This window comes from Streptomyces sp. NBC_00045 (genome assembly GCF_045041095.1).
Classification (GTDB): Bacteria; Actinomycetota; Actinomycetes; order Streptomycetales; family Streptomycetaceae; genus Streptomyces.
Window position 1 is genome coordinate 7,673,011 of record NZ_CP108271.1, and the last position, 22,295, is coordinate 7,695,305.

General features: G+C 70.3%; 23 protein-coding genes and 4 pseudogenes. 15 read left to right on the plus strand and 12 right to left on the minus strand.

Annotation, left to right across the window (positions count from 1 at the left end):
* Positions 1-100 precede the first annotated feature (100 nt).
* Genes OHA65_RS35430 through OHA65_RS35440 form a run of 3 tightly spaced genes read left to right on the plus strand, consistent with a single transcriptional unit; the run spans position 101 to position 3,569 of the window.
* On the plus strand, positions 101-574 hold the full coding sequence (locus tag OHA65_RS35430; protein WP_327280216.1) for a hypothetical protein: 474 nt from the start codon (positions 101-103) through the stop codon (positions 572-574).
* Positions 567-3,245 (plus strand): cation-translocating P-type ATPase, encoded by a 2,679-nt coding sequence (locus OHA65_RS35435; RefSeq protein ID WP_405763273.1) that lies wholly within the window; start codon positions 567-569, stop codon positions 3,243-3,245. The genes OHA65_RS35430 and OHA65_RS35435 overlap by 8 nt, the downstream gene beginning before the upstream one ends.
* 21 nt (positions 3,246-3,266) lie before the next feature.
* Complete coding sequence (locus OHA65_RS35440) at positions 3,267-3,569, plus strand: DUF1876 domain-containing protein (protein WP_327280218.1); 303 nt, start codon at positions 3,267-3,269, stop codon at positions 3,567-3,569.
* Positions 3,570-3,722: 153 nt separating this feature from the next.
* On the opposite strand, the gene OHA65_RS35445 is transcribed toward OHA65_RS35440, so the two are convergent.
* Positions 3,723-3,881 (minus strand): hypothetical protein, encoded by a 159-nt coding sequence (locus OHA65_RS35445; protein WP_405758533.1) that lies wholly within the window; start codon positions 3,879-3,881, stop codon positions 3,723-3,725.
* 229 nt (positions 3,882-4,110) lie between these two features.
* On the opposite strand from OHA65_RS35445, the gene OHA65_RS35450 reads away from it, so the two are divergent.
* Together OHA65_RS35450 and OHA65_RS35455 are read left to right on the plus strand one after the other, a co-directional pair.
* Entirely contained in the window at positions 4,111-4,296 is a 186-nt protein-coding gene (locus tag OHA65_RS35450; protein ID WP_327280219.1) for a hypothetical protein, read from the plus strand.
* 28 nt (positions 4,297-4,324) lie between these two features.
* Positions 4,325-4,600 (plus strand): DUF1918 domain-containing protein, encoded by a 276-nt coding sequence (locus OHA65_RS35455; RefSeq protein WP_405758536.1) that lies wholly within the window; start codon positions 4,325-4,327, stop codon positions 4,598-4,600.
* Positions 4,601-5,009: 409 nt separating this feature from the next.
* On the opposite strand, the pseudogene OHA65_RS35460 reads toward OHA65_RS35455, so the two are convergent.
* The 3 pseudogenes from OHA65_RS35460 to OHA65_RS35470 form a co-directional block, all read right to left on the minus strand.
* Positions 5,010-5,670: pseudogene (locus tag OHA65_RS35460) on the minus strand (response regulator); the annotation flags it as partial.
* A 97-nt stretch (positions 5,671-5,767) separates the two neighbouring features.
* A pseudogene (locus OHA65_RS35465) lies at positions 5,768-6,343 on the minus strand (CBS domain-containing protein); the annotation flags it as partial.
* A gap of 7 nt (positions 6,344-6,350) precedes the next feature.
* Positions 6,351-6,816 (minus strand): annotated as a pseudogene (locus tag OHA65_RS35470) (cyclic nucleotide-binding domain-containing protein).
* 181 nt (positions 6,817-6,997) lie between these two features.
* On the opposite strand from OHA65_RS35470, the gene OHA65_RS35475 reads away from it, so the two are divergent.
* From OHA65_RS35475 to OHA65_RS35485, 3 genes and pseudogenes are all read left to right on the plus strand, one after another.
* On the plus strand, positions 6,998-7,282 hold the full coding sequence (locus OHA65_RS35475; protein WP_327280221.1) for an SHOCT domain-containing protein: 285 nt from the start codon (positions 6,998-7,000) through the stop codon (positions 7,280-7,282).
* A gap of 104 nt (positions 7,283-7,386) precedes the next feature.
* Positions 7,387-7,791: a pyridoxamine 5'-phosphate oxidase family protein gene (locus OHA65_RS35480; protein WP_327280222.1), complete on the plus strand. Its 405-nt coding sequence runs from the start codon at positions 7,387-7,389 to the stop codon at positions 7,789-7,791.
* A gap of 43 nt (positions 7,792-7,834) precedes the next feature.
* A pseudogene (locus OHA65_RS35485) lies at positions 7,835-9,330 on the plus strand (SulP family inorganic anion transporter); the annotation flags it as partial.
* Between the two features lie 593 nt (positions 9,331-9,923).
* Here the strand turns inward: OHA65_RS35485 and OHA65_RS35490 are convergent.
* The 4 genes from OHA65_RS35490 to OHA65_RS35505 all read right to left on the minus strand — a co-directional run bounded on the left by OHA65_RS35490 (position 9,924) and on the right by OHA65_RS35505 (position 13,108).
* Positions 9,924-10,199: an isoamylase early set domain-containing protein gene (locus OHA65_RS35490; RefSeq protein ID WP_405763276.1), complete on the minus strand. Its 276-nt coding sequence runs from the start codon at positions 10,197-10,199 to the stop codon at positions 9,924-9,926.
* Positions 10,200-10,385: 186 nt separating this feature from the next.
* On the minus strand, positions 10,386-11,243 hold the full coding sequence (locus tag OHA65_RS35495) for a slipin family protein (protein ID WP_327280226.1): 858 nt from the start codon (positions 11,241-11,243) through the stop codon (positions 10,386-10,388).
* Positions 11,244-11,731: 488 nt separating this feature from the next.
* Positions 11,732-11,932 (minus strand): DUF5988 family protein, encoded by a 201-nt coding sequence (locus tag OHA65_RS35500; protein WP_327280227.1) that lies wholly within the window; start codon positions 11,930-11,932, stop codon positions 11,732-11,734.
* Positions 11,933-12,064: 132 nt separating this feature from the next.
* On the minus strand, positions 12,065-13,108 hold the full coding sequence (locus OHA65_RS35505; RefSeq protein WP_405763279.1) for a 1-phosphofructokinase family hexose kinase: 1,044 nt from the start codon (positions 13,106-13,108) through the stop codon (positions 12,065-12,067).
* Between the two features lie 391 nt (positions 13,109-13,499).
* Between OHA65_RS35505 and OHA65_RS35510 the strand changes: the two genes are divergently transcribed.
* Positions 13,500-13,748 (plus strand): hypothetical protein, encoded by a 249-nt coding sequence (locus tag OHA65_RS35510; RefSeq protein ID WP_327280228.1) that lies wholly within the window; start codon positions 13,500-13,502, stop codon positions 13,746-13,748.
* Positions 13,745-14,248, plus strand: coding sequence for a DUF6325 family protein (locus OHA65_RS35515; protein WP_405758544.1), 504 nt, complete (start codon positions 13,745-13,747; stop codon positions 14,246-14,248). Before OHA65_RS35510 ends, OHA65_RS35515 begins: the two co-directional genes overlap by 4 nt.
* A 148-nt stretch (positions 14,249-14,396) precedes the next feature.
* Here OHA65_RS35515 and OHA65_RS35520 read toward each other — a convergent pair whose 3' ends face one another.
* A complete protein-coding gene (locus OHA65_RS35520; RefSeq protein ID WP_405758547.1) occupies positions 14,397-15,491 on the minus strand; it encodes a glutamate--cysteine ligase in 1,095 nt (364 codons plus the stop codon).
* 160 nt (positions 15,492-15,651) lie between these two features.
* Entirely contained in the window at positions 15,652-15,831 is a 180-nt protein-coding gene (locus tag OHA65_RS35525) for an SHOCT domain-containing protein (protein WP_327280231.1), read from the minus strand.
* Positions 15,832-15,869: 38 nt separating this feature from the next.
* On the opposite strand from OHA65_RS35525, the gene OHA65_RS35530 reads away from it, so the two are divergent.
* Positions 15,870-16,106: a hypothetical protein gene (locus tag OHA65_RS35530; RefSeq protein WP_405763281.1), complete on the plus strand. Its 237-nt coding sequence runs from the start codon at positions 15,870-15,872 to the stop codon at positions 16,104-16,106.
* A gap of 49 nt (positions 16,107-16,155) precedes the next feature.
* On the opposite strand, the gene OHA65_RS35535 is transcribed toward OHA65_RS35530, so the two are convergent.
* Both OHA65_RS35535 and OHA65_RS35540 read right to left on the minus strand, forming a co-directional pair.
* Positions 16,156-17,628, minus strand: a complete 1,473-nt coding sequence (locus tag OHA65_RS35535; protein WP_328765304.1) for a HAMP domain-containing sensor histidine kinase — start codon at positions 17,626-17,628, stop codon at positions 16,156-16,158.
* A 5-nt stretch (positions 17,629-17,633) separates the two neighbouring features.
* The gene (locus OHA65_RS35540; protein ID WP_327280233.1) at positions 17,634-18,368 is read right to left on the minus strand and encodes a response regulator transcription factor; all 735 of its coding nucleotides are present in this window, start codon (positions 18,366-18,368) and stop codon (positions 17,634-17,636) included.
* A gap of 184 nt (positions 18,369-18,552) precedes the next feature.
* Between OHA65_RS35540 and OHA65_RS35545 the strand changes: the two genes are divergently transcribed.
* From OHA65_RS35545 to OHA65_RS35560, 4 genes are all read left to right on the plus strand, one after another.
* The gene (locus OHA65_RS35545; RefSeq protein WP_329315739.1) at positions 18,553-19,926 is read left to right on the plus strand and encodes a ferredoxin reductase family protein; all 1,374 of its coding nucleotides are present in this window, start codon (positions 18,553-18,555) and stop codon (positions 19,924-19,926) included.
* Between the two features lie 59 nt (positions 19,927-19,985).
* Entirely contained in the window at positions 19,986-20,411 is a 426-nt protein-coding gene (locus OHA65_RS35550) for an FMN-binding protein (protein WP_327280235.1), read from the plus strand.
* 46 nt (positions 20,412-20,457) lie between these two features.
* On the plus strand, positions 20,458-21,207 hold the full coding sequence (locus tag OHA65_RS35555; protein WP_327280236.1) for an FAD:protein FMN transferase: 750 nt from the start codon (positions 20,458-20,460) through the stop codon (positions 21,205-21,207).
* A 316-nt stretch (positions 21,208-21,523) separates the two neighbouring features.
* Positions 21,524-22,288, plus strand: coding sequence for a GNAT family N-acetyltransferase (locus tag OHA65_RS35560; RefSeq protein ID WP_327280237.1), 765 nt, complete (start codon positions 21,524-21,526; stop codon positions 22,286-22,288).
* Positions 22,289-22,295 lie beyond the last annotated feature (7 nt).

Here is a 22,295-nt window from a genome sequence, read left to right on the forward strand (position 1 = left end):
CGCGGGCGGGTAAGGGATCTGGGACCCGGCCGGCTGGTCGCTCACGTGCTACGCCGGGCGGCCCACCGGCGGACCCCAGAACTGCCGATAGGAGGAGACCGTGACGGCGCATGCGACTGCACTCGAAGTCCGCGCCGCCCGTGCGGAGGCCCTGCACCTGCATCGGGTGTCGGCGAAGACGGTGGGTGAGGCCGACCGCGCCCTCCCCGCGGGAGTCAACAACGCCCAGGTGGCGACGGCGCAGGCCGCCTGGCAGTACCCCGCCTCCCAGCGGCACACCGACACGGTCCTGGTCCCGGCCGGCACAGCCGTGGGCGGGACGGTCACGGTCTGGGTCGATGACGCCGGAAGGAAGGCGCCGGCTCCTCGCCCCTACGGCGAACTCGCCTCCACCGCCGTTGCCGCCGGGGCCGCGGCCTTCGGGGTACTTGTCCTCTCCGCCGGGGGAGTCGGCTGGCTCAGGCTCCGCCGCGTCGAAGCGCGCACCCTCGCTGGGCGGGACCGCGAGTGGGATCTCGTAGAGCCACGCTGGTCCGGACGGCTGCGCCGGGAACCGGGAGCCGAAGATGACTGAGGCCACCACTCCTCTGCCCGTCGATCAGGAACCGCTCCTGAGCCCGGACCCGCTGGAGCCTCTGCCGCTGCTGCGCCGCGAACTCCATACCAGCTCTAGCGGCCTATCCGCTCGGGAAGCGGGCCGACGCCTGGCTGTCTACGGTCCGAACGAAGTCCGCCGCAAGGCCCGTACCTCCCTGGGGCGTGAACTCGTACGGCAGCTGGTCCATCCCTTGGCCCTGCTGCTGTGGGCGGCCGCCGTGCTGGCCTTCGTTGCCGGCATCCCCGTGCTCGGGTGGGCCATCATCGCCGTGGTTCTCGTCAATGCGGCGTTCGCGCTCCTCCAGGAACGGCAGGCCGAACAGGCGGTGGAGACTCTGGCGAAGTACCTGCCCGAGCACGCGCTGGTGATCCGCGATGGCCGATCCTCGGGGGTGGAGGCAAGAGAACTGGTGCCGGGCGATCTGGTCGTTCTCGAAGAGGGCGCCAAGGTTCCCGCCGACGCGCGGCTGACCGAGGGAGGCATCGAGGTCGACCTGTCGATGCTGACGGGGGAGTCCACACCCGCCGAACGCATCGTCGGCCCTGGACTCATCGGGGCACCGCTGCTGCAGGAACCCAACCTCGTGTTCAGCGGCACGGTCTGTACCGGGGGCCAGGCCCAGGCGATCGTGTTCGCCACCGGAGACCACACGGAACTCGGCCGCATCGCCGCACTGAGCCAGCGCACCCGCCGCGACCCCAGCCCCCTGGAACAGCAGGTCAAGAAGGTCGCCTGGCTCATCGCTGCCGTAGCGGTCGCCATGGGCGGCGTGTTCCTGGTGGCCGGAGTCGCCGTGGGCCTGCCGCTGACGGACACCCTCATGTTCGCGATCGGGCTCCTCGTCGCCAACGTCCCCGAGGGCCTGCTGCCGACGATCACCCTCGCACTCGCCGTCGGCGTACGCGTCCTCGCCCGCCAAGGCGCGGTGATCAAGCGCCTCAGCGCCGTCGAGACCCTCGGCTCCACCAACGTCATCTGCACCGACAAGACCGGAACCCTCACCCAGAACCGCATGCGACTCCAAGCCGTGTGGACGCCGGAACACGGAAGGCAGCCAGGCCCCTGGGACGGGGAGCTGATGCGCACCAGCGCGCTGTGCACCACGGTCACCCGCGGCGAGGAAGGCGAACTTCACGGCGACCCGACGGAGATGGCCCTGGTCGAAGGTGCCGCTGCCCGCGCCGCTCCCGTCGACCTCGACGGCCGTGACACCGGGCGTCGAGCCCTCTTCCGCTTCGACCCCCGGCTGCGTCTGATGTCCGTCGTCCAAGCCGATGGCGGGCAGGGGCTGCGCGTCATCGTCAAGGGCGCGCCGGAGAGGGTGTTGCAAACCCTTGAAGGCATTTCGCGGTCCGCGGCCGCAGCGGCGGAGGAACTCGCCCACGAAGGCATGCGCGTCCTGGCCGTCGCCGTCCGAGCACTGCCGGCCGGTGCCGAGGTACCGACCCGTCGCCAGGACGCGGAGACCGGGCTCCGCCTGCTCGGGCTCGTCGGCCTGTACGACCCGCCACGTCCCGAAGTCGCGGCCGCCGTCCGGCGCTGCCACGAGGCAGGGCTCCGCGTGCACATCGTCACCGGCGACAATGGCGCCACCGCCGCGGCCGTCGCCCGCGAAGTCGGCATCGGCCTACCTCGTCTGCAGGTGGTGGCACAGTCCGAGTCGGTCGGCGACCACGAACTCGACGCACTCCTCGGATCGGCGGACACCGAAGTCGTCTTCGCCCGCTCCTCACCCGAGACGAAACTGAAGGTGGCCGACGCCCTGCGCGCCCACGGGCAGATCGTCGCCATGACCGGTGACGGGGTCAATGACGCACCCGCCCTGCACCGGGCCCACATCGGCGTGGCGATGGGACTCTCCGGCACGGACGTGGCCCGTGAGGCGTCGACCATGGTGCTGACCGACGACAACTTCGCCACCATCGTCACCGCGATCGAATCGGGCCGCCGCGTCTACGACAACGTCCGCAAGTTCATCGTCTACATCTTCGCCCACCTCACCCCCGAGGTCGTCCCCTTCCTGGTCTTCGCGCTGTCGGCCGGCACGGTCCCGCTCCCTCTGACCGTCCTGCAGATCCTCGCGATCGACCTCGGCACCGAGACCCTCCCCGCCCTCGCCCTCGGCCGCGAACGAGCTGAGCCGGGCACCATGAGCCGCCCGCCCCGCCCGAGTTCGCAGGGCGTCATCTCCCGCGACATGCTCATCCGCAGCTGGGGCTACCTCGGTACCGTCTCCGCCACCCTGGTCATGGGCGCGTTCTTCTACGTACTGTGGCGCGCGGGCTGGCAACCAGGCGACCCCACCGGCGCGGGCAGCCCCCTCCACCACGCGTACGTCACCGCGACCACGGCCACGTTCGCCGGCATCGTCACCTGCCAGGTCGGCACAGCCTTCGCCGCCCGCACCGACCATGCGGCCCTGCGCGACATCGGCCTGTTCACCAACCCGCTGCTCCTGGCCGGCATTGCCTTCGAGCTCGCCTTCACGGCAGCCCTCGTATACGCGCCGCCCCTGCAAGGTCTGTTCGGTACCGCCGCCCTGCCGCTGGACGTCGTCGCCCTCATCGCGACCTTCCCCGTCCTCGTCTGGGGCACCGACGAACTGCGGCGCTGGGTCCGGCGCACTCACCACCACGCGAAGCCCTGACACCTTGACCGGAGGCACGCCATGTCACACACCGCTGAATGGAAGGTCCGTCTCTACCTCTTCGAGGCGGACCAGACGACGAAGGCCCGCCTCGAACTGGACACCGGCACAAACAAGCTCACCGGCCACGGCACCGCCCGCTGCGCACCCCAGGACAAGGACGTGCCGGAAATCGGCGACGAACTCGCCGTAGCACGGGCCATGGAGAACCTGGCCCAGCAGCTGAAGCGAACGGCCTATGGAGACATGCAGTCCGTCGGGGCGCCGTCGCATGAGGAATCCCCGAAGCCGCATTCGGGATGGCTTGATATGGAGGCCTCTTAGGTGTCCACTGGCGGCACCGGACGGCGGCGGGGGCAGTCGTCATCTTTCTGTGTGCAGCACCACGCTCGCGCGCGCCGGGGCTGCTCCGGTACGGCACGCGCGCTGCTGCGAACACGTCACTCCGTCGCCCAGCACCGGGCCTCCTTTGGCAACTCATCGGACGTCGAGGACTTCGGCTACGGGGCGCCGGGGCGTTGCAGGCCCCTGGGGGCCGTAGCCGAGCCGGACGACCATCTGGACGTGGCTCATCGCGGCGCCCGGGTCGCGCACCGTCCAGCGGAGTTCGGGCCACGCGAGCGGCTGCGAGGTCATGGAGGTGACCAGGCCGTCGGCAGTGGCCTGGAGCAGGACTCGCTCCAGGGCCTGTCCTGCGCGCAGCCAGTCCTCGGGCCCGTCCCCGGAGGTACCCAGCAGCGCGATCCGGGGTCGCCGTTCGAAGGCGGCCCACCCCCGGCCGGGTACGGTTTGGGAGCGGCCGAAGTCGCGTACGGCGCCGCCCCGGCCGGACTGGCCGCCAGGAAACGCGGCACTGGGGCCTGCCGTGGCAGACCGTGTCCTGTTCCTCGCCCTCCTGGCAGCCCAGCTGGGTGTCCTGCTGGGGCTGCGAACTCGTCTGCTGACCCGCCAGAACCTCTTCCTGCCGTTGTCCGTACTCGCGTCGATCCTGATGGCCGCGGCCGCGCTCTACGTGCCGTTCCTCCCGGAGGCACTGCGGCCCGACTCTTGAGAACCGCATTTCACAAGGAGACAAGACGATGAACCCTGACACCACTGGAAGCGGCATCCATGCACACCTGGGGGACCAGGTGGTCGTGGGCGGCCCCACTGTCGGCAAGCCCGGCCGGGACGGCGAAGTCGTCGGACTGCACCATGACGACGGCACTCCTCCGTACGACATCCGCTGGTCGGACACCGGCCGCGTCACGCTCTACTTTCCCGGTCCGGATGCCCACGTCAGGCATTTGGGCGACGCCGAAGGAAAGCTGGCAGACCGCCAGACACAGCGGCGGCCGCACACCTCTCCGAAATGAACCCATCCCAACGCGGGGCTACCGTGGAGGGAGACGTCAGCTTTGTTCCCGCGTGCCCTTGGAGGTGCCATGGTCGGGGAGGGTCACGACACCCCACGCGCCCAGCTGCCTCGACTCAGGCTGGATGAACTGCTCGACGAACACGCCCGTGCCCGGCACACGGAGGTCTCTATCGTGGCGATCGACGGCGTATTCACGGTCACCGTCACGGACGACGGGGTCGGGGTCCCGGAGGGTGGACGACGCAGCGGTCTGCGCAACTTGGCCGAGCGGGCGGCGAAGCTGGCCGGCCGACTGACCGTCTCGGCACGAGGCGCAACAAGACACAGCACCTGCCTCGAACGGACGGTTCCCTTGCCCAGGGCCGACGCCTGACCCCGTAGCGATTGTCAGGGCTTGCCCTCTCCGTTTGGGCGGTGATGACCGCGGCCTGGACCCGGCGTTCGACGCCCAGTTTGCCGAGCAGCCGGGAGATGGGGTTCTTGACGGTCTTCTCGGACAGGTAGAGCTGTTTGGCGATCTGCCGGTTGGTCAGGCCCTCGCCGATGAGCTCAAGGACAGCCCGCTCACGCTCGGTGAGCGTGGCGAGGCGTTCGTCCTCCGGCGGCTTGGCAGCTTCCGGAACTCGCAGTGAGTGCATGAGCCGGGCGGTGGTGGCGGGGTCGAGCATCGGCTGCCCCGTCGCGACCGTCCGCACGGCGGCGACCAGGTCGGATCCCCGATCTGTTCGAGTACGTAGCCCGCGGCGCCGGCCATGATCGCGTCGACCAAGGAGTCCTCGTCGTCGAAGGACGTCAGCATGAGGCAGGCGAGCTCCGGCATGCGCGAGCGCAGCTCGCGGCAGACGGTGATGCCGTCGCCGTCCGGCAGCCGTACGTCCAAGACCGCCACGTGCGGCCGCAGGGCCGGACCCAGGGCCAGAGCCTCTCGGCTGTGGCGGCTTTGCCCACCACTTCGATATCGGGCTCGGCGTCGAGGAGTCCGTGCAGCCCGCGGCGGACGACCTCGTGGTCGTCCAGGAGGAACACCCTGATGGGCGCCTCCGCAGAAGCAGCCGGTGTATCGGACATCCACGCCCCTGAGGTCGGTGTACGTCTCAGTCGCATTGGCGCAGGAAGGGTCGGAAGGTACCTGTGGGGAGCGGGTCAGGCAGCCGTACCGATGGGACCCTGCGAGCTCCATCCGCACGTCCACGACCCCTTCGACGGCGCGGACAGCGCGGGCGATCAGAGGTGCCAGGGCGCGGTCCCGTAGGTCGCCCCGAAGGGTGACGACGCCCTCCTCGACCGTGCAGTCGATGCCTACGGGGGGAGCCAGTTCCGCGAGGACGGCATTGCGGACCTCGTCTTCGATCTCCTCGTCGGGCCGCAGGAACACCTTGAGCAGGTCACTGCGGCTGACGACGCCCTCCAGCAGGCCGATCGCGTTGACCACCGGTAGCCGCTTCACGCCCTTCCTGGCCATGATGCGGGCGGCTTCGGCGATCGTGGCGTCCGGATGCACGGTGACGGCAGTACTGGACATGAGCTCCTCGGCGAGCACCGCTCCGGCCTTGGACGCCTCCTCCAGCTGCTCGGGCAGTCTCGGGTCGTCCTGCCGGAACTCCTCCTTGGGCAGAAGATCGGCCTCGGAGACGACGCCCACGACCCTGCCCTCTCCTTCGAGTACCGGCAGTGCGCTGACCTTCCACTGATGCATCAGTTCGACGATCTCCTTGTACGAGGCCTCGCGGCCGATGGCCACGGCGGTCTCACAGCGAGCTGCCGCTGCCGTGAGGCGCGTAGAGGTCGAGGAGCCGGACCCTGGCGGCCACGAGCCGGTGGGCGAGTACCTGCCCCACCCAGTGGTCCATGGCGGAGCCGAATCGGGGGTCGGCCTCCAACATCGAGCGCACGGCGGCCGCATCGAACTCGTGGGCGCGTACAGGGCTCGTCGCCTCCGCACCGAAGTGCCAGGTGTAGGGAGGGAACAGCCAGGACCAGCCGACCAGCTCGCCGGAACCAAGAGTCTCGATCACCGCTGCCTGTCTGCCGGGCACGTGAACGTCGAGGCCGACCGTGCCGGATCGCACGATCCAGAACCGGTCGGCGTGGCCTCCCTCATTGAAGAGGCGGGTACCTACGGGAAAAATCGACCTCACGCGCGATGTCCGTCAGACGGGCGCGGCACTCCGCCGAAAGGGCGGTGGCGATCCGGTTGGGGGAAGGTGTGCTCATCGCGGCCTCCGTTCGAGTCCGCTTTCAGTCCGGGACACGGCATGGCTGCGGGGATGGGCCGATCGGCCCTGCTCGTGACCCGACCGGCCCATCTCCTGACGCCGCAGGTCGGTGGACAGTAGGAACACGCGGACCCGCCATGTGGGCCGAGTCCCAAGCCGTTGCCCCAGGAGCGTGAACCATGTTCTGGTACGACCACGGAACGGGCGGATGGGGCTGGGCCGCCATGTCGTTCAGCATGGTCCTCCTCGTGGCTCTGGCCGTCATGGCCGTCGTTCTGCTCCTCCGTAGCGTCGACCGTTTCACCTCAGGCCCGGTAGAGCCCCGCGCTGCGCCTTCCGCCAAGCAGGTGCTCGCCGAACGGTTCGCCCGAGGGGAGATCGACGAGGAAGAGTTCGAACGGAGTCTGACCGTGCTGCGTGAGCACGGGCCTGGTCGAAGCCGGCCCGGACCGGGAGAGGGTTGAACCCGGCCCTACGAGAGGGAGCCGAGCAAGAGGCGCGAACGATGAACCACGAAGCGACGCGGCGACCAGATCCCAGCGGCCCGGATGGGGCGCCGACTCGGAGCATGAAGCCGTTGGACCGAAGCGAAGCACTGAGCCTGCTCGGCACGGTATCGCTGGGACGCATCGTCTTCACCGAGCATGCCCTTCCGGCCGTGAGGCTGGTCAACCATTTCGTGGACGGGGAGGACATCGTCGTCCGGCTCCAGGACGGTGGAGCGCTCGCTTCGCTCGTGGCGACGCCCGATGCCCCAGGGGTCGTTGTCGCCTACGAGGCAGATGTCATAGACCCCGAGACCCGCCTCGGCTGGAGCGTCGTTGTCATCGGCTACGCCTCTCTGGTCGCAGAAAAGGACGGGGCGGACCCGTACGCGGCGTTGCTCGTGCCGTGGGTGCGTCAGACGATGGCCAGGGCCCTGCGCATCAGGCCGGATCTTGTCACGGGCTTCCTGCTCGACGCGGCCGAGTAGTCGCCCCCGGACCCCTGGTCGGCGGCTTACATGTGAACCAGCTCTGGCCGGCTACCAGCGCAGCTGGCTTCGCGGCGACGTGCTCGCGGGTATCACCGTCGCCGCGTACCTCGTGCCCCAGGTCATGACCTACTCGGGCGTGGCGGGCCGCCGTTGGTAGGCCTCTGGGCCGTCCTGCCCGCGATGGTCCTCTACGCGCTGACCGGATCCTCGCGGCTACTCTCCGTCGGCTCCGAGTCGACCACAGCTTTGATGACCGCCGTGGCAGTGGCTTCGCTGGCGGCTGGGAATCCGGCCCGGTACGCCGATCCTCGCGGCAGCTCTCGCGGTGGTTGTCGGGCTGCTGTGCCCGGTGGCCTGGGGCATGCGGCTGGGGTTCCTCGCGGACCTGCTCTCGCGGCCCGTACTGGTCGGCTACGTGGCCGGCGTGGCAATGATCATGATCGTGGACCAGCTACCCCGGCTCACCGGTGTCCGGGCGAGCGGCTCAGGCTTCTTCCCGCAGCTGCTTTCAGCCGTACGGCACGCATCGGAGGCGCACTGGCCCACCGTGGTCCTGGCCGCGGCCGTGCTCGTCGTCCTCTTCGCCGCACCGTTCCTGTGGCGTACTCCCTGGCCGCTGCTCGTCCTCGTCGCCGCCACGGCTGCGGTGGCCGTCTTCGGGCTCGACGACCGGTACGGGATTACGGTGATCGGCCCGGTTCCGGTGGGCCTGCCAGCCCCGAACTGCCCAGCATTGCCGATCTGTCCCACCTGCTGCCGCCCGCCCTCGGGATCCTGCTCATCGGCTACTCGGACGTGATCCTCACGGCGCGGGCCTTCGCCGCCCACGACGACCCCCGCCCGCTCGACGCCAACCGCGAGCTGCTCGCCCTGGGCGCCGCCAACCTCGGAGCAGGCGTCCTGCACGGCTTCCCGGTCAGCAGCAGGGCCAGCCGTACAGCCCGCGCCGACTCGACGGGCGCAGGCAGCCAGGGATACCCACGGGCCGCCACCCTGGCTGTGCTGACCGTACTGCTCTTCCTGGTCCCCTCCTCGCCCACACCCAGGCCGCCGTGCTGGGCGCCATCGTGGTCGATGCCGCCGTCCGCCTCGTGCAAGTGCGAGAGTTCCGCCGCCTCGCCGCCTTCCGGCGGCGCGAACTGCTCCTGGCGCTCGGCTGCGCACTGGGCGTACTGACCCTCGGCATCCTGTACGGCGTGCTGGTGGCCGTGGCGCTGTCCGTGGTGGGACTCTTGGCACGCGTGGCCCGCCCGCACGACGCCGTCGAGGGCTGGTTCCGGGCTCGCGGACATGCACGACATCGACGACTGCCCGCAGACCCGCACCATCCCGGGCCTGCTCATCTACCACCACGACTCACCGCTCTACTTCGCCAACGCCGACAACTTCCGCCGCCACGCCCTGGCAGCAGTCGACGAACAGTGCGGTGGGGTGCGCTGGTTCGTACTCAACACCGAGGCCGACGTCGAAGTGGACATCACCGCCCTGGACGCCGTCGAATCCCTCCGCAACGAGCTGGACCGCCGCGGCGTCATCTGCTTCGGCACATGGCTGCGCGCCCTCGAACCGGTGGCCAAAGCGACGGCCGGGGCGCAGGAGCGCACCGAGCAGCGTCGCCGCCGACCGAGCGCGTCGGTGGGCATGCGTCAGTCACGCCCACCAGCAGGAGGTTCGTGGTTACGCTCCGCCTTGATCCCAAAGACGTGGATCTTGTTGGGGGCTTCACTCGGGATGTCAGTCAGATCGGCCACCACGGCACTGGTGATGTCGTGGTCCGTCTTCGGACGGAGGGCGATCTGGGTCGCGCTGAGCCGTTGCTCCGGATGAGCTACGAGGGTGCCGGAGAACGCCGACGAAGGGCGGTGTTGTTGAGCGCGGCCAGACCTTGGGGGCGGGCACTGTGATGGCCGGCTTCTCGAATCGGCGGTGTTGTCGTTCTCGCCCGGCGCGAGCCCCCGATGCGGCGACGGGTGGGTTCGGGTCCCGAGGCCCGGGGCGACGACGGCTCCGCCGCCGGGCGCGGTAGCGGGGCCGTCACACGGTGACCGGTCTGTGAGCTGGTGGGCCGGCGGGCACGTGTCGCGACGCTCAACGACTCGGGCGGTCCCGTGTCACGCCGGTTGGGCTGATCAGGTGTGCAGTTGGCTGTTGGATCCGTCGTGCTCATTGGCGCTTCCGTCGTTGAACCAGTAGTCCCCGGCGGCCAGGTATCGGAAGGAGTGGGTGCGCTCGGGGGCCAGCTCGACCGTGACGGCCCGCTTGCCGTCCTTGCACGGGCGCAGGGTGTGGATGCCGCGCTGCCAGTCGTTGAAGTTGCCCACGACGCTGACCGGTCCGGGCGGGCTGTCGGCGGGAAGGACGAAGGTGACCTTCGTCCGGTCCTTGTGCGGCATGCGTTCCAGCATGGGCTCTGCTCCTGACGGCGCGGGCGGGTGAGGTCGTGCTCATCCTCGGTCGCGGTGCCGGGGGTCGCACTGCGACGCTTCCACACCAGCCGCGGGCCTCACCCGCCTGCGCCCTGTCCGAGAATCCCTGCCGGATCGCCCTGGCGGGTCAGCTCCCGTCTCCGGTCCCGCGAGGGTGCCAGCTGGTTACGGGGACTTGGCGGATCCGTTCGTAAGCAGCGGGACGGCAGTGGCCTTGCCGAGGTCCACCGGAGCGTTGCCCTGCTGTGCGGCGGCGGCTGTCTCACGGGCGAGGAAGGTGCCAAGTTCGCCGATGGTGCTCATGAGGGGCGCCGGGAAGACGACGGTGCTGTTCTTGTCCACTCCGATTTCCACCAGGCTCTGCAGATTGCGCAGTTGCAGGGCGAGCGGGTGGGCCATCATGATGTCGGAGGCGTCACCGAGCGCTGCGGCGGCCATCGATTCGCCCTCGGCGCTGATGATCTTGGCCCTCTTCTCGCGTTCGGCTTCTGCCTGGCGGGCCATGGCGCGCTTCATGCTGTCGGGCAGCTGGATGTCCTTCAGCTCGACCAGGGTGACTTCCACGCCCCAGTCGGTGGTGGTGACGTCGAGGATTTCGCGGATGCCGATGTTGATGCGGTCGGTCTCCGAGAGGGTCTCGTCGAGGGTGTGCTGGCCGACGACCTTGCGCAGGGTGGTCTGAGCGATCTGGTTGATTGCCGCTCCGACGTTCTCGACGGCGATGACCGATTTCACCGCGTCGACGACGCGGAAGTAGGCGACCGCGGAGACGTCGACGCTGACGTTGTCCCGGGTGATGATCCCCTGGGACTGGATGGGCATGGTGACGATCCGCAGCGACACGCGGTGCAGGACGTCCACGAACGGCACGATGAGCCGCAGACCCGGTTCCCGGGTGCCGATCAGCCGGCCGAACCGGAACAGCACACCCTTCTCGTACTGCCTGACGATCTTGATGGCCATCGCCAGCCCCACCAGGGCCACCACGGCCACGACGATCAGAACGAAGATCCAAACTCCCACGGTACTGCTCCTCGGAACGAGGACCGCGTCATGCCCGCGCGAGGTCCCTGAGCGATGACGGAAAGGGGAGACTGCCCCTGCTCCGCCCGCAGGGTTGCACGGGTCTGGCTGATGCGACGGGCCCTGCCGCTTCCCAGCATTGCGCGCCTCCCATGTGCCGGGCAGGGGCCGAACGGTCCACAATCCCGCACGGCCCGTCGGCTTCGAGGCGCCGCGTGACGCACGGGAACCGAACCGCATGGCCCGGTCGGCCCCTCGACGAGGAGCATTGGACTCCAGCAGCGGGGCCGTTTCGAACTGGGGGAGTGACTGCGGACGGCAGAGGAGCGCTTGGGTGTGGCACTTGCCCTGGTTGAGCGCATCTGGGCCGGGGAGCCAAATGGTCGACGAGTTTGAGCATGACCGGGTGCGCGCTGGCGTGGCGCTGCTGGCCCGCGTATCTCGGGCGCCGTGGCCAGGTGCCGACCGAGCGTCCTTGACCGTCCGTTCTATTCGGCGATCTCTGTCCGTTCCCACCACTCGTAGACCGCCAGTCGTCCCTCCGGGCTGTCCTGGTGCCGCGATGTGATCTTGAAATGCTCGTACCCGCCACGGTGTGGAATCTTCAGGTCTTGTCCCGGGTCGGAGATCGGAACGATCCGCTCGGGCAGATCGTCCGGGCCGCCCTCAAGCACTGCCTTGGTCGCCATGCTCCCAGTCTTCCCAACCGCAAGCCCGCTCGCATCACGAGTTCGGCGCTGGCGTCGCTTCAGCACCACCGGCAGCACCCCGCCCCGACTCAGTCTGAGAGGGCTGGCCGAACGGCACGGGGCTGAGCAGGGTCAAACGCCATGGCTTCGTGCATCGGTCCGGAGCCTGGTCCTCACCTGGGAACAGAGGAATCGGGCCACGTCCAGGTCGAAGGGCTCGGTGCTGGGCGTGAGCATCGCTGCGGCGGCCACGGCCACCCCCAGCGCGCAGGCGCTGACGGGATCCTCTCCGGCGGCCAGCTGTGTGATGAGGGCGGCGACCATGCTGTCTCCCGCCCCGGCATCACTCAGAGGCTCTCCGGGCAGCGGCGGCGCGTAGAGCTCGGTGTGGCCGTGGCCGGTCGAGCACAGTGCGCCCAGCTCTCCGAGGGTGGTGACGGCGATCTCGGCGGCCCCTGAGGTGAGCAGGTGCTCGTTGAGGGCCCGGGCGTCGTCGAAGTCGCGGACCGGCCGGCCGGTCAGGCTCTCGGCCTCTGTCCGGTTGCACCTGAGCAGGAACACGCCCTCCGCGAGTGCTCCGCGAAGCGCCGGCCCGGAGGTGTCCAGGACCAGTCGGGATCCGGCTTCCCTGATACGGCGGGCGACGGCCGCGTAGAAGTCGTCGGGCAAGCCGCCGGGCAGGCTGCCGCTGGCCACGACATATGGGCAACTGCCAACGGCCTGCACCAGCGCATCCAGGGATCGCCGCCCCTCGTGGTCGTGCAGGTGCGGTCCGGGTGGCACGATGTGGTAACCGTGGCGCGATTCGGCCTCGAACAGCACGAGTGCTTCGCGGGTTTCGTCGTCGATGTCGACGGCGACGTGCTCGATGCCCTCTGCGTCCAGCAGCCGGTTCAGGCGCAGACCGACCTCGCCTCCGGCGGTGTGGACGGCGGTGGCTCGTCCTCCGAGCCGCACGACATGACGGGCGACGTTGATCCCGCCGCCGCCGGCGGCGACTGACCTGACCCGGGCACGGTTCTTCCCGATGACCTCCAGATGCTCGACCTCCCAGCAGAGATCGACCGCGGGATTCATCGTCAAGGTGAGGATCGATGGTCTTGCCGCAGTCACTGCGCCGCCTGCACCGTCCGCAGTCCTGGCGGTGTCGGGGTCCGGCGTCGCGGCCGTGCTCATCGCTGTGTCCTGCTGGCCGGACTGACCCCTGTCAGGCGCACCGCCTGCTGGGCACGGTTCCGCTCGTGGCAGCCTGAGGAGATGGAGAGCTGGGGAGCATGGCCTGGCACCCGAATCGGGCCACTGGTACGGCGCCGCGCGGGAAGCGTCATCGAACTCACCTCCGTGGACAGCGACACGTCCGACCTGACTTCCATACTGAAACAGCGTGACGTCACCTGCACACCGGCCCATGGGCTCGGCCTGCTCCTCGGAATGTGGATCCACCAGGGGCATCTTCCACCTGGTGCTACCGAAGAGGGCCGCCGCGGACGCCGCTCTAGCGGGTGATGATCCTCGACTTCGCACGCGGCCAGCTGCCGGTGGGGAAACCGGGGAAGAGGCTGGGCACATGTCGGCCGAGCTGTACGTCTACCCGCCCGACGAGTGGGGATGGCGCCGGGCGTGCTACGACGCCGTCGCCAGCGGGGTTGCGCACCGCCAGGCCCACATCCGGGTCTTCCTGGCGGCCGCCGGGCTGGCGAACGCCGAGGAGGTGGACCGCACCGACCCCGACTTCGAGGAATGGCGAGGCTGCCGGGGGCCCGAGGCGTGGAACCCCACTCGGCTGCTCATGGAGAGAACGGAAAGGCAGACATGACATCACCTGACACTGACGAACTGCGCCCGGTCGACCATCTGGCCGACGAGTTCCCGCCGGCCACCTCGCACTTCACCGGGGAGATGGCCGCAGAGCTCGACAAGCTGGTCACCTCGGGAATCATTCGGGTCCTGGACCTGGTCATCCTGACGAAGGGGGCAGACGGCGAGCTCGATGTCCTGGAGGCCAATGACCTCGAAGACGTTGGTGAATTGCGCGCCGCGGAGGCGAAGCTGGCCGGTCTGCTCGCGGAAGAGGACGTCGTCAACCTGGCCGCCGCCATGGAGCCCGGTACGACGGCCGGGGTGCTGGTCTGGGAGAACGTGTGGGCGGGGCCCTTCGCCTCCGCCGCACGCCTCTCGGAGCGATGCGCAGAAAGGCGCGGGATCATCAGCGGCCCTGTCGCTCGCACAGCGGCCGTCGCGGGCACGGCAGCGGTCGTCGCCCACGGGGTTGGCCGCCGCAGTGACCGCCGTGAGGACCGCAGGGACCGCCGCTGATCCGGAGCCGTACTGTCTGTCCGGGGCGGGTACGGTTCCTGCCCGGTTTGCCCGAGGCGGAGGCCGGCCGGGAAACGATGGTCGCGGGTTCTGGCCGGCCCCCCGAGCCGGTTCCAACGCGCTTTGATCCTCGATCCCAGCGAGTGCCTCACGCGCTCACATCTCCTGCGGTCATGAGGGCACCGACCGCCGGCAGGCCGGCTTCGGCCAGGGCACGGCGCTGACGTTCGGCGGCCGTGCCCCGCTGGAGCAGCCGGTGGACGAGCGCGGTGACCTCGCGGTGATCGCCGTTCTCTTCGAGGGCGGGGCCGATGTACCGAAGCAGCGCGCTCAGTACGTCGCCGCCGCTTTCCAGTCGGCCCGCCGGGCTTACCAGCGTGCTGCCCAGTCCGTGTCTGGCGGCATGCCACGTCGCGGCCTGTAGGAGCTCCGGTCGGCACGGCGCGAGAGCAGTTCCTGCGGTCACCTCGGCGATCGCGGTGGCGGCGAGCCCGCGGATGATACCCGCGAGCATCACCGCGTCGTCCGCCTCCAGTTGCACGTCGCAGCAGCGCACCTCAACAGTGGGGTAGCGCTCGGAGAGCCGGGCCTGCCAGTACAGCTGACCCCGGTCCGGGATCACCCCGGGCTTCACCAGCGCATCGACCCGCTCCTCGTAGTCCGCCAGTCCTGCGAAATGCGGTGGTGGGCCGCTGACCGGCCAGCGGCCGAAGACGACCGTGCGCCAGCTGGCGAACCCGGTGTCACGCCCGTCCCACAAGGGGCTGTTCGCGGACATCGCCAACAATGTCGGCAGCCAGACACGCATCCGGTTCAGGACGGCCACTGCGGTCTCTCGGTCGGGCATCCCCACATGGACGTGCATCCCGCAGATCAGCTGCTCATCGACGAGCAAACGGGCCTCTTGCCGCATCTTCACGTATCTCGCCGTGCTGGTGATGGGTACGGGTACGGCATCCCTGACCGGCGCGGTGGCAGAGATGGCGATGCAGCAGCCGTTCGCCTGGGCGGCGGAGGCCACCGCGTGGCGCAACCGCAGGAGATGGCCTCCCACCTCCTCAAGGGCCGTGCATACGGGGGTGGCGACTTCGATCTGAGCCTGCAACAGCTCGTCCTGGACCTCTCGCTCTTCCGTGAGGGGTGCCAGGCGGGCTGTGGCACGTACTTCCTGCACGAGGGGAGTGGGAAGGAACGTCTCCGGGTCGACCAGCAAGTACTCTTCTTCGACCCCAACAGTGATCATGCTCGGTGGTACCCCGGACCAGCTGTGATCAGCCACGTTAAAGGCCATTGCCGCACAATGAGGTGAAAAGGTGCGCTCCCGTGGTGGAATCGCGGAGCAGCGCCCTGAGCCGGTGCAGTCGGTGGAACTGCCGTACGCCAGCCCGCTCCGTCGCTCCGTCTCATGTCGCCAGGACCTTGGCCTTGGCTTGTTCGAACTCGGCGGCCGAGATGTGGCCCTTCTCTCTGAGTTCGGCGAGCCGGGCGAGTTCCTCCGACTGACTCGGGCCTGCGGCGTTCTGTTCGTAGGAGCGGAACTCCTCCTCGTTGCGCTGGGCCCGCTGCAGTTCGCGTTCGCCCATCCCGCGCCCCCGCGCGATCGGGCAGCCGGCGGGCCCAGGTGATCGGGGCGACGATCGCGATCGGGGCGGTGGGGTTCGCGGTCAACATCATCGCCCTCGCCTGGGCGAAGGCGGCGCCCGTGCGGTTCGTCAGCCCGTTCCACTACTACACGCCCGGCGACGCGCTGGCCCGCGGTGGTGTGCTGCGGCCGCAGCTGGGCGTGCTGGCCGGGGTGGGAGTGCTGGGGATCGTGGTGGCCCAGGTGCTGTTGAGACGGCGCGACCTCGCACCCTGAGCGACGAGGCCCGCCCTTCGGTTGACCGCAGCCGTCCGGGTACGGGCGGCTACGGCAGGTTCGGCTGAGCCGCCCCGCCGTCGGCCACCGGGTGCGGGCCGGTCGGCAGGAGCAGCCGGAATCGAGTGAGTCCAGGGCGGCTCTCGACCGTGACGGTGCCGCCGTGCGCCTGGGTGACTGCCTCGACGATGGCGAGCCCGAGGCCGGTGGATCCGGTGCGGCGGGACCGGCCGACGTCGGCCCGGGAGAAGCGGCGGAAGATGTCGGGCAGCAGGTCCTGGGGGATGCCGGGTCCGTCGTCGGTGACGGTGAGTGCAGCCTGCTGTCCGTCCGCGGACAGCGCCACGACGACGTGAGTGCCCGGCGGGGTGTGCAGGCGGGCATTGGCCAGGAGGTTGGCGACCACCTGGTGCAGCCGGTGCTCGTCCCCCGGAACGACCACGGGGTCCTCGGGAAGATCCAGCTCCCAGCGGTGGCCGGGGGACAGTGCGCGGACGTCGTCGAGTACGTCGAGGACGATGCGGGTCAGGTCGACCGGCTGCCGGTCCAGCGGGCGGCCGGCGTCGAGGCGGGCGAGCAGCAGCAGGTCGTCGACCAGGCCGCTCATCCGGTGCGACTCCGCAGCCACCCGGCCCAGGGCGTGGCGAACCTCGTCGGGAACCGGGCCGGGGTGGCGCAGCGCCAGTTCCGCGTGAGCCCGGATCGTCGCCACGGGGGTGCGCAGCTCGTGGCTGGCGTCGGCGGCGAAACCCCGCAGCCGCTCCTCGCTGATGTGGCGGCGGGTCAGCGCGTCGCCGACGTGGCCGAGCATGCGGTTCAGGGCTGTGGCGACCCGGCCGACCTCGGTGTCAGGATCCGCGTACGGAACGGGGCCCGGCATCGCCACCTCGCCGGTCGCCAGCGGCAGCCGGGTGACCGCAGTGGCGGTCCGGGACACCTGCTCCAGCGGACGCAGGGAAGACCGCACCCAGAGGGCGGCGGCGCATCCGGCGATGATCAGGGCGGCGGCGAAGACCGCCGTCTCCACCGCTTCCAGGCGGTGGACGGTCTCCTCGACCGGATGCAGGGGAAGCCCGGTGATGAGAACGTCGCCGTCGTCGCCCGGCGCGGCGACCACCCGGTACCGGCCCAAGGCGGACAGCCGCACGCTGTGGCCCTCGCGGTCGGCCCGCACCCCGTTCAGGGTGCGGAGGTCCTCCGGGCCGAGGGGAACGGAGCGCTGGCTGGCATCGTCCACGACGGCGGCCTGCGTCACCCGCCCGTCCAGCAGGCGCGCACCGAAGGTTCCCGCCGCCTGGCCCCGCGTGTCGGGGAGGTTGTCCGCGTCGGGTCTGGCCTCGTGCTCCAGGCTGGCCGCGAACCGGCCCCCGCTAGCGGTGAGCTGCTGATCGACCCGGCCGATGAGGAAGCCGTGCAGAGCGAGTACGGTCACCACTCCGACGGCCGCGCAGGCCAGGCCCAGCAGCACCACGAGCCCGACCGTCAGCCGGGCGCGCAGCGAGCGGGGCGGGCGCAGCCGCACGCGCCTCACGCCTGTTCCGGCTTGAGGACGTAGCCCACTCCGCGGACGGTGTGGATCACCGGGGTCCGGCCGGCGTCGATCTTCTTGCGGAGGTAGCTGATGTACAACTCGACCACGTGCGCGCGGCCGCCGAAGTCGTAGGACCACACCCGGTCCAGGATCTGCTCTTTCGACAGGACCCGGCGGGGGTTGCGCATCAGGAACCGAAGCAGCTCGAACTCGGTGCGTGACAGCCCGATGATCTCCCCGCCCCGGCTGACCTCATGCGCCTCCTCGTCCATGACCAGGTCGCCCACCACCAGCCGCGGGCTCTGGTCGTCGCGGGCCATCCCGGCCCGCCGCATCAGCCCGCGCAGCCGTGCCAGTACTTCCTCCAGGCTGAACGGCTTGGTCACGTAGTCGTCGCCGCCCGCCGTGATGCCCGCGATACGGTCCTCCACGGCGTCCCGCGCGGTCAGGAACAGGACGCAGACGTCCGGACAGCGCACGCGCAGCGCACGCAGTACGGACAGCCCGTCCAGATCGGGGAGCATCCAGTCCAGTACGACGAGGTCGGGCTCGAACTGCGCCGCGACCGACAGGGCCCCCGCGGCATCGCCCGAGGTACGGACGGCCCACCCTTCCGACCGCAGGGCCGCGCCCAGTACGTCGGTGAGGTCGGGTTCGTCGTCGACGACCAGGACGCGGACCGCACTGCCGTCGGGACGCAGGAGCGGGCGAGGAGACGCAGGAGAGTGCATGGTCTACCCAGCATCGCCGATCCCAGCCGGTACGTGCCCCCGCCCCACCTTTGAGTTCCCTCTGAATCCGACCGGCGGAGCACCCGTTCAAAGGATTCTCAGAGCAAGCTCCGCCACGGTGTGAACCCGCCCCACCAGCCGCTGGCGCCCACGATCCGGGTCGGCCCGAGAGACAGGAGACGTCGTGGCCGTTCATCCCGCCACCGACGCGACCCGCAGCCCCCTGCACCGGAGGGCCGCCGGACCCGCGCCCGCAGCCCGTCTCGTTCCCGCAGCCGTGCACGTGCTCGGCTGGGCCGGCGCCGCAGGGGTGCTCGGCCTGTGGTGGGCCGACACCACCTCCGTGGTCGGCCCGGCCGGCTGGCTGACCGATGCCGGCCGCATCACGGGACTGCTCGCCGGGTATGCCTGCGCCGTCATCATCGTCCTCATGGCCCGGGTCCCCTGGCTGGACCACACCGTGGGCAGCGACCGCCTGGCCCGGTGGCACGCGGCCGGCGGCCGGTACACGATCTCGCTGATCCTCGTCCACACCTTGCTGATCGTCTGGGGGTACGCGCTCACCGGCCACACCGGCCTGGTGGACCAGACCACCACGCTCGTCCTGCGCTATCCGGACATGCTCAAGGCCACGGCGGCCTGGTTCGTGTTCCTCCTCACCGCCGTCGTCTCCGCACGCGCCGCACGGCGCAGGCTCGCGTACGAGACCTGGCAGTTCCTCCACCTCGCCACCTACGCCGCGGTCTTCCTCGCCTTCGGCCACCAGCTCGCGGACGGCGCCGACTTCGTCGGCAACCGCAGCACGCAGCTCCTCTGGTACGCGATGTACCTGTCGGCCGCCGCCCTCGTCCTCTGGTTCCGGTTCCTCGCCCCGGTACGCGCTGCCCGCCGGCACCGCCTCACCGTCGCGGAGGTCCGCCGCGAAGGCCCCGGGGTGGTCTCCGTGTACGTCACCGGGGACCGTCTCGACGAGCTGGCCGCGCTCCCGGGACAGTTCTTCCGCTGGCGGTTCCTGACACAGGGCCTGTGGTGGACGGCCAGTCCGTACTCGCTGTCCGCGCCGCCGCACCCGCAGTACCTGCGCATCACGGTGAAGGGCCTCGGCGCCCAGAGCGCCGCCCTGGCACGGCTCGCTCCCGGCACCCGTGTGTGGGCCGAGGGCCCGTACGGTGCGCTCGTCGCCCGCAACACCCGGGCCGACCGCACGCTACTGCTGGCGGGAGGCATCGGCATCACCCCGCTGCGCGCCCTGTTCGAGTCGCTGCCCGGCGACCTGGTCCTCGTCTACTGGGCGCGCACACCGGCCGACCTGGTCCTGCGGGGCGAGCTCGACGCCATCGCCGCGGCGCGCGGTGCCCGGGTGTACTACTCGGTCGACGAACCGGCCGGGCACGCGCTGTCGCTCACCGCCCCCTGCCTGACCGCTCTCGTACCGGACCTCGGCCGGCGCGACGTATACCTGTGCGGGCCGCCCGGCATGACGGAAGCCTCCGTCTCCGCCCTGCGGGAGGCCGGGGTCTCCCGTCACCGGATCCACCAGGAGTCCTTCGCCCTGTGACCATCCGTCCTGCCCCGCCCGCCCGGCGCCGGCATTCGCCCCTCCTCCTAGGAGCCCCCGTGCGCCGCATGGCCCTCACCACCACGGCAACCGTGACCGGCATCGTCTCGCTGCTCGCGCTCAAGCCGCACCAGGCCGCCCATCCGGCCGTCTCCACGCACCCGCCGGCCGGGACGGACCCCGCGTCCGGGTCCTCCGGGGCGAGCCGCTCGGGCACCTTCACCGGAGACGTGGTCGACACGCGCTACGGGCCCGTGCAGGTCGCCGTCACGATGAGCGCAGGCAGGCTGACGGCCGTCGAGGTGCTCCAGGTCCCCTCGGAGAACCGCCGTGATCGTGAGATCGCCTCCTATGCCGTTCCCCGCCTCACCGACGAGGCGATCGGTGCCCAGAGCGCCGAGATCGACGCGGTCTCCGGAGCCACGTACACCAGCGAGGGATACACCCGCTCCCTCCAGAGCGCCCTGGACAATGCCCGTGCCTGACCGAGAACCCCGCCCGCCGGAGCGTCTGCGTCATGTCGTACACGTCATGGGCACGGTCTTCTCCTTCGACCTCCGACACCAACCCACGCCCGCGGCGCACGCGGCTTTGGGCGAGGCTGTCGCCTGGCTGCACCACGTGGACCGCGTCTTCTCCACCTACCGCCCCGACAGCGCCATCAGCCGCATGGGCGACGGCTCGATGAACCCCGCCGATGCCCCGCAGGAAGTCGAGCGCGTCCTGCGGATGTGCGAGCGGGCCGAAAGCGCCAGCCGGGGGTGCTTCTCGGCACGCGCCGGGACCCGCCTGGACCCGTCGGGGCTGGTCAAGGGCTGGGCCATCGAGCAGGCTTACGCCATCCTGCGCGCCGCCGACCTGCCCAACAGCCTCGTCAACGGCGGCGGCGACATCCGCCTCGGCGGCGAACCCGCCCCGGGCCGCCCCTGGCGCATCGGCATCGCCGACCCCTGCCGGCCGGGCCGGCTGCTCACCACCGTCGAGGGGAGCGACTTCGCCGTGGCCACGTCCGGCGGCGCCGAGCGCGGGCCGCACATCCTCGACCCCCGCACCGGCCGTCCCGGCCACCACCTGCGCGCCGCCACGGTCACCGGACCCGATCTGACCTGGGCCGACAGCTGGGCCACCGCTGCCGTCGTGCTCGGCCCCGATGCCCACACCTGGATCGCGTCGCAGCCCGGGTACGAGCTCCTCACGGTCGACCTTCGAGGGCAGGCCGCCCGAAGCGGAGGATTCCCGCTCACGGCAGTGGCAGGCGACCTCGGCGGGGACGAGCCTTGAACCGCACTGGGTGCTGAGGGGTCACGAAGACCGCCGGTCGGCCGACGAGCGGGGTCACGGCCGTCATCAAGGGCCAGTTCCCCGCGACACGGGTCCGTGGAGAGGGGAGCGGGCCGGCGCGGTCGGGCCGCCCGAAAATGAGTGGGGCGGGAAGCCGCCGATGGGTAGTGTGCGGGGCACCGTGACAGGACGCGAGGAGGTGGGACCCGTGAACGTTGTATCGAAGTGGGTGCTCCCTCCTTCCATCACGGTGTGCGACTGACCCAGGTGTCGTCGGGAGCGCCTCAACAAGGCACTTCTGAAAGGACGACACCCTATGAACTCTGTGATGGTCACCCGAATCGCCGAGACGCAGTGGCAGGCGGTGGCGGACGGTCGGATCGTGGGCCACGGCGACGTCTCGAACCGGCCCGACGGGCGGCTGTTCGTCAGTGTCGACGTGTGGCAGGACACGGCCTTCGACCGGCTCGCCACCGCAATGCTGGCGGACCTGCCGGCTCCGCTCCACACCCTCGTCGGTGCGGCCGACCTGGACCTGAAGTCGCGCTGGGAGCAGTTCGGCTTCACCGTCGGGCGCCGTGAGCGGGAGTACGTCGTGCCCACCGCCCCGGGCGTCACCGGCCTCGGAACCGTGTCACCGCCTCCGGAGGTGGTGATCCTTCCCGGCGCCGAGGCCGATCCGGGCCGACTGCGGGCGCTGGACCATGCGATCCGCGAAGAGGTCGACGCCGCTGTCGGCTGGCGGACCATGCCGGCCGAGGTGGTGCCGAGCCCCGGCGGTTCGATGCCGGTGGACCTGGCGAAGTACGCCGTGGCGGTGCGGAACGGCCGGTACGTGGGACTGGTGCGGGTGGCGCCCATCCGCCGACGGGCCCGAATCGGACTCATCGCCGTGCGGGCCGACCACCAGCGCCACGGCGTCGGACGGGCACTGCTGGCCCATGCGCTGGGCTCGATGCACCGCAGCGGTACCGCCTCGGCATGGGCCGAAGTGGACGAGTCCAACACCGCCGGCATCGCGCTGCTCGAAGGGGCCGGCGCCCGACGAACCGGCGGCTACCTGGAGTTGGTCCGCAGCTGACCACCCC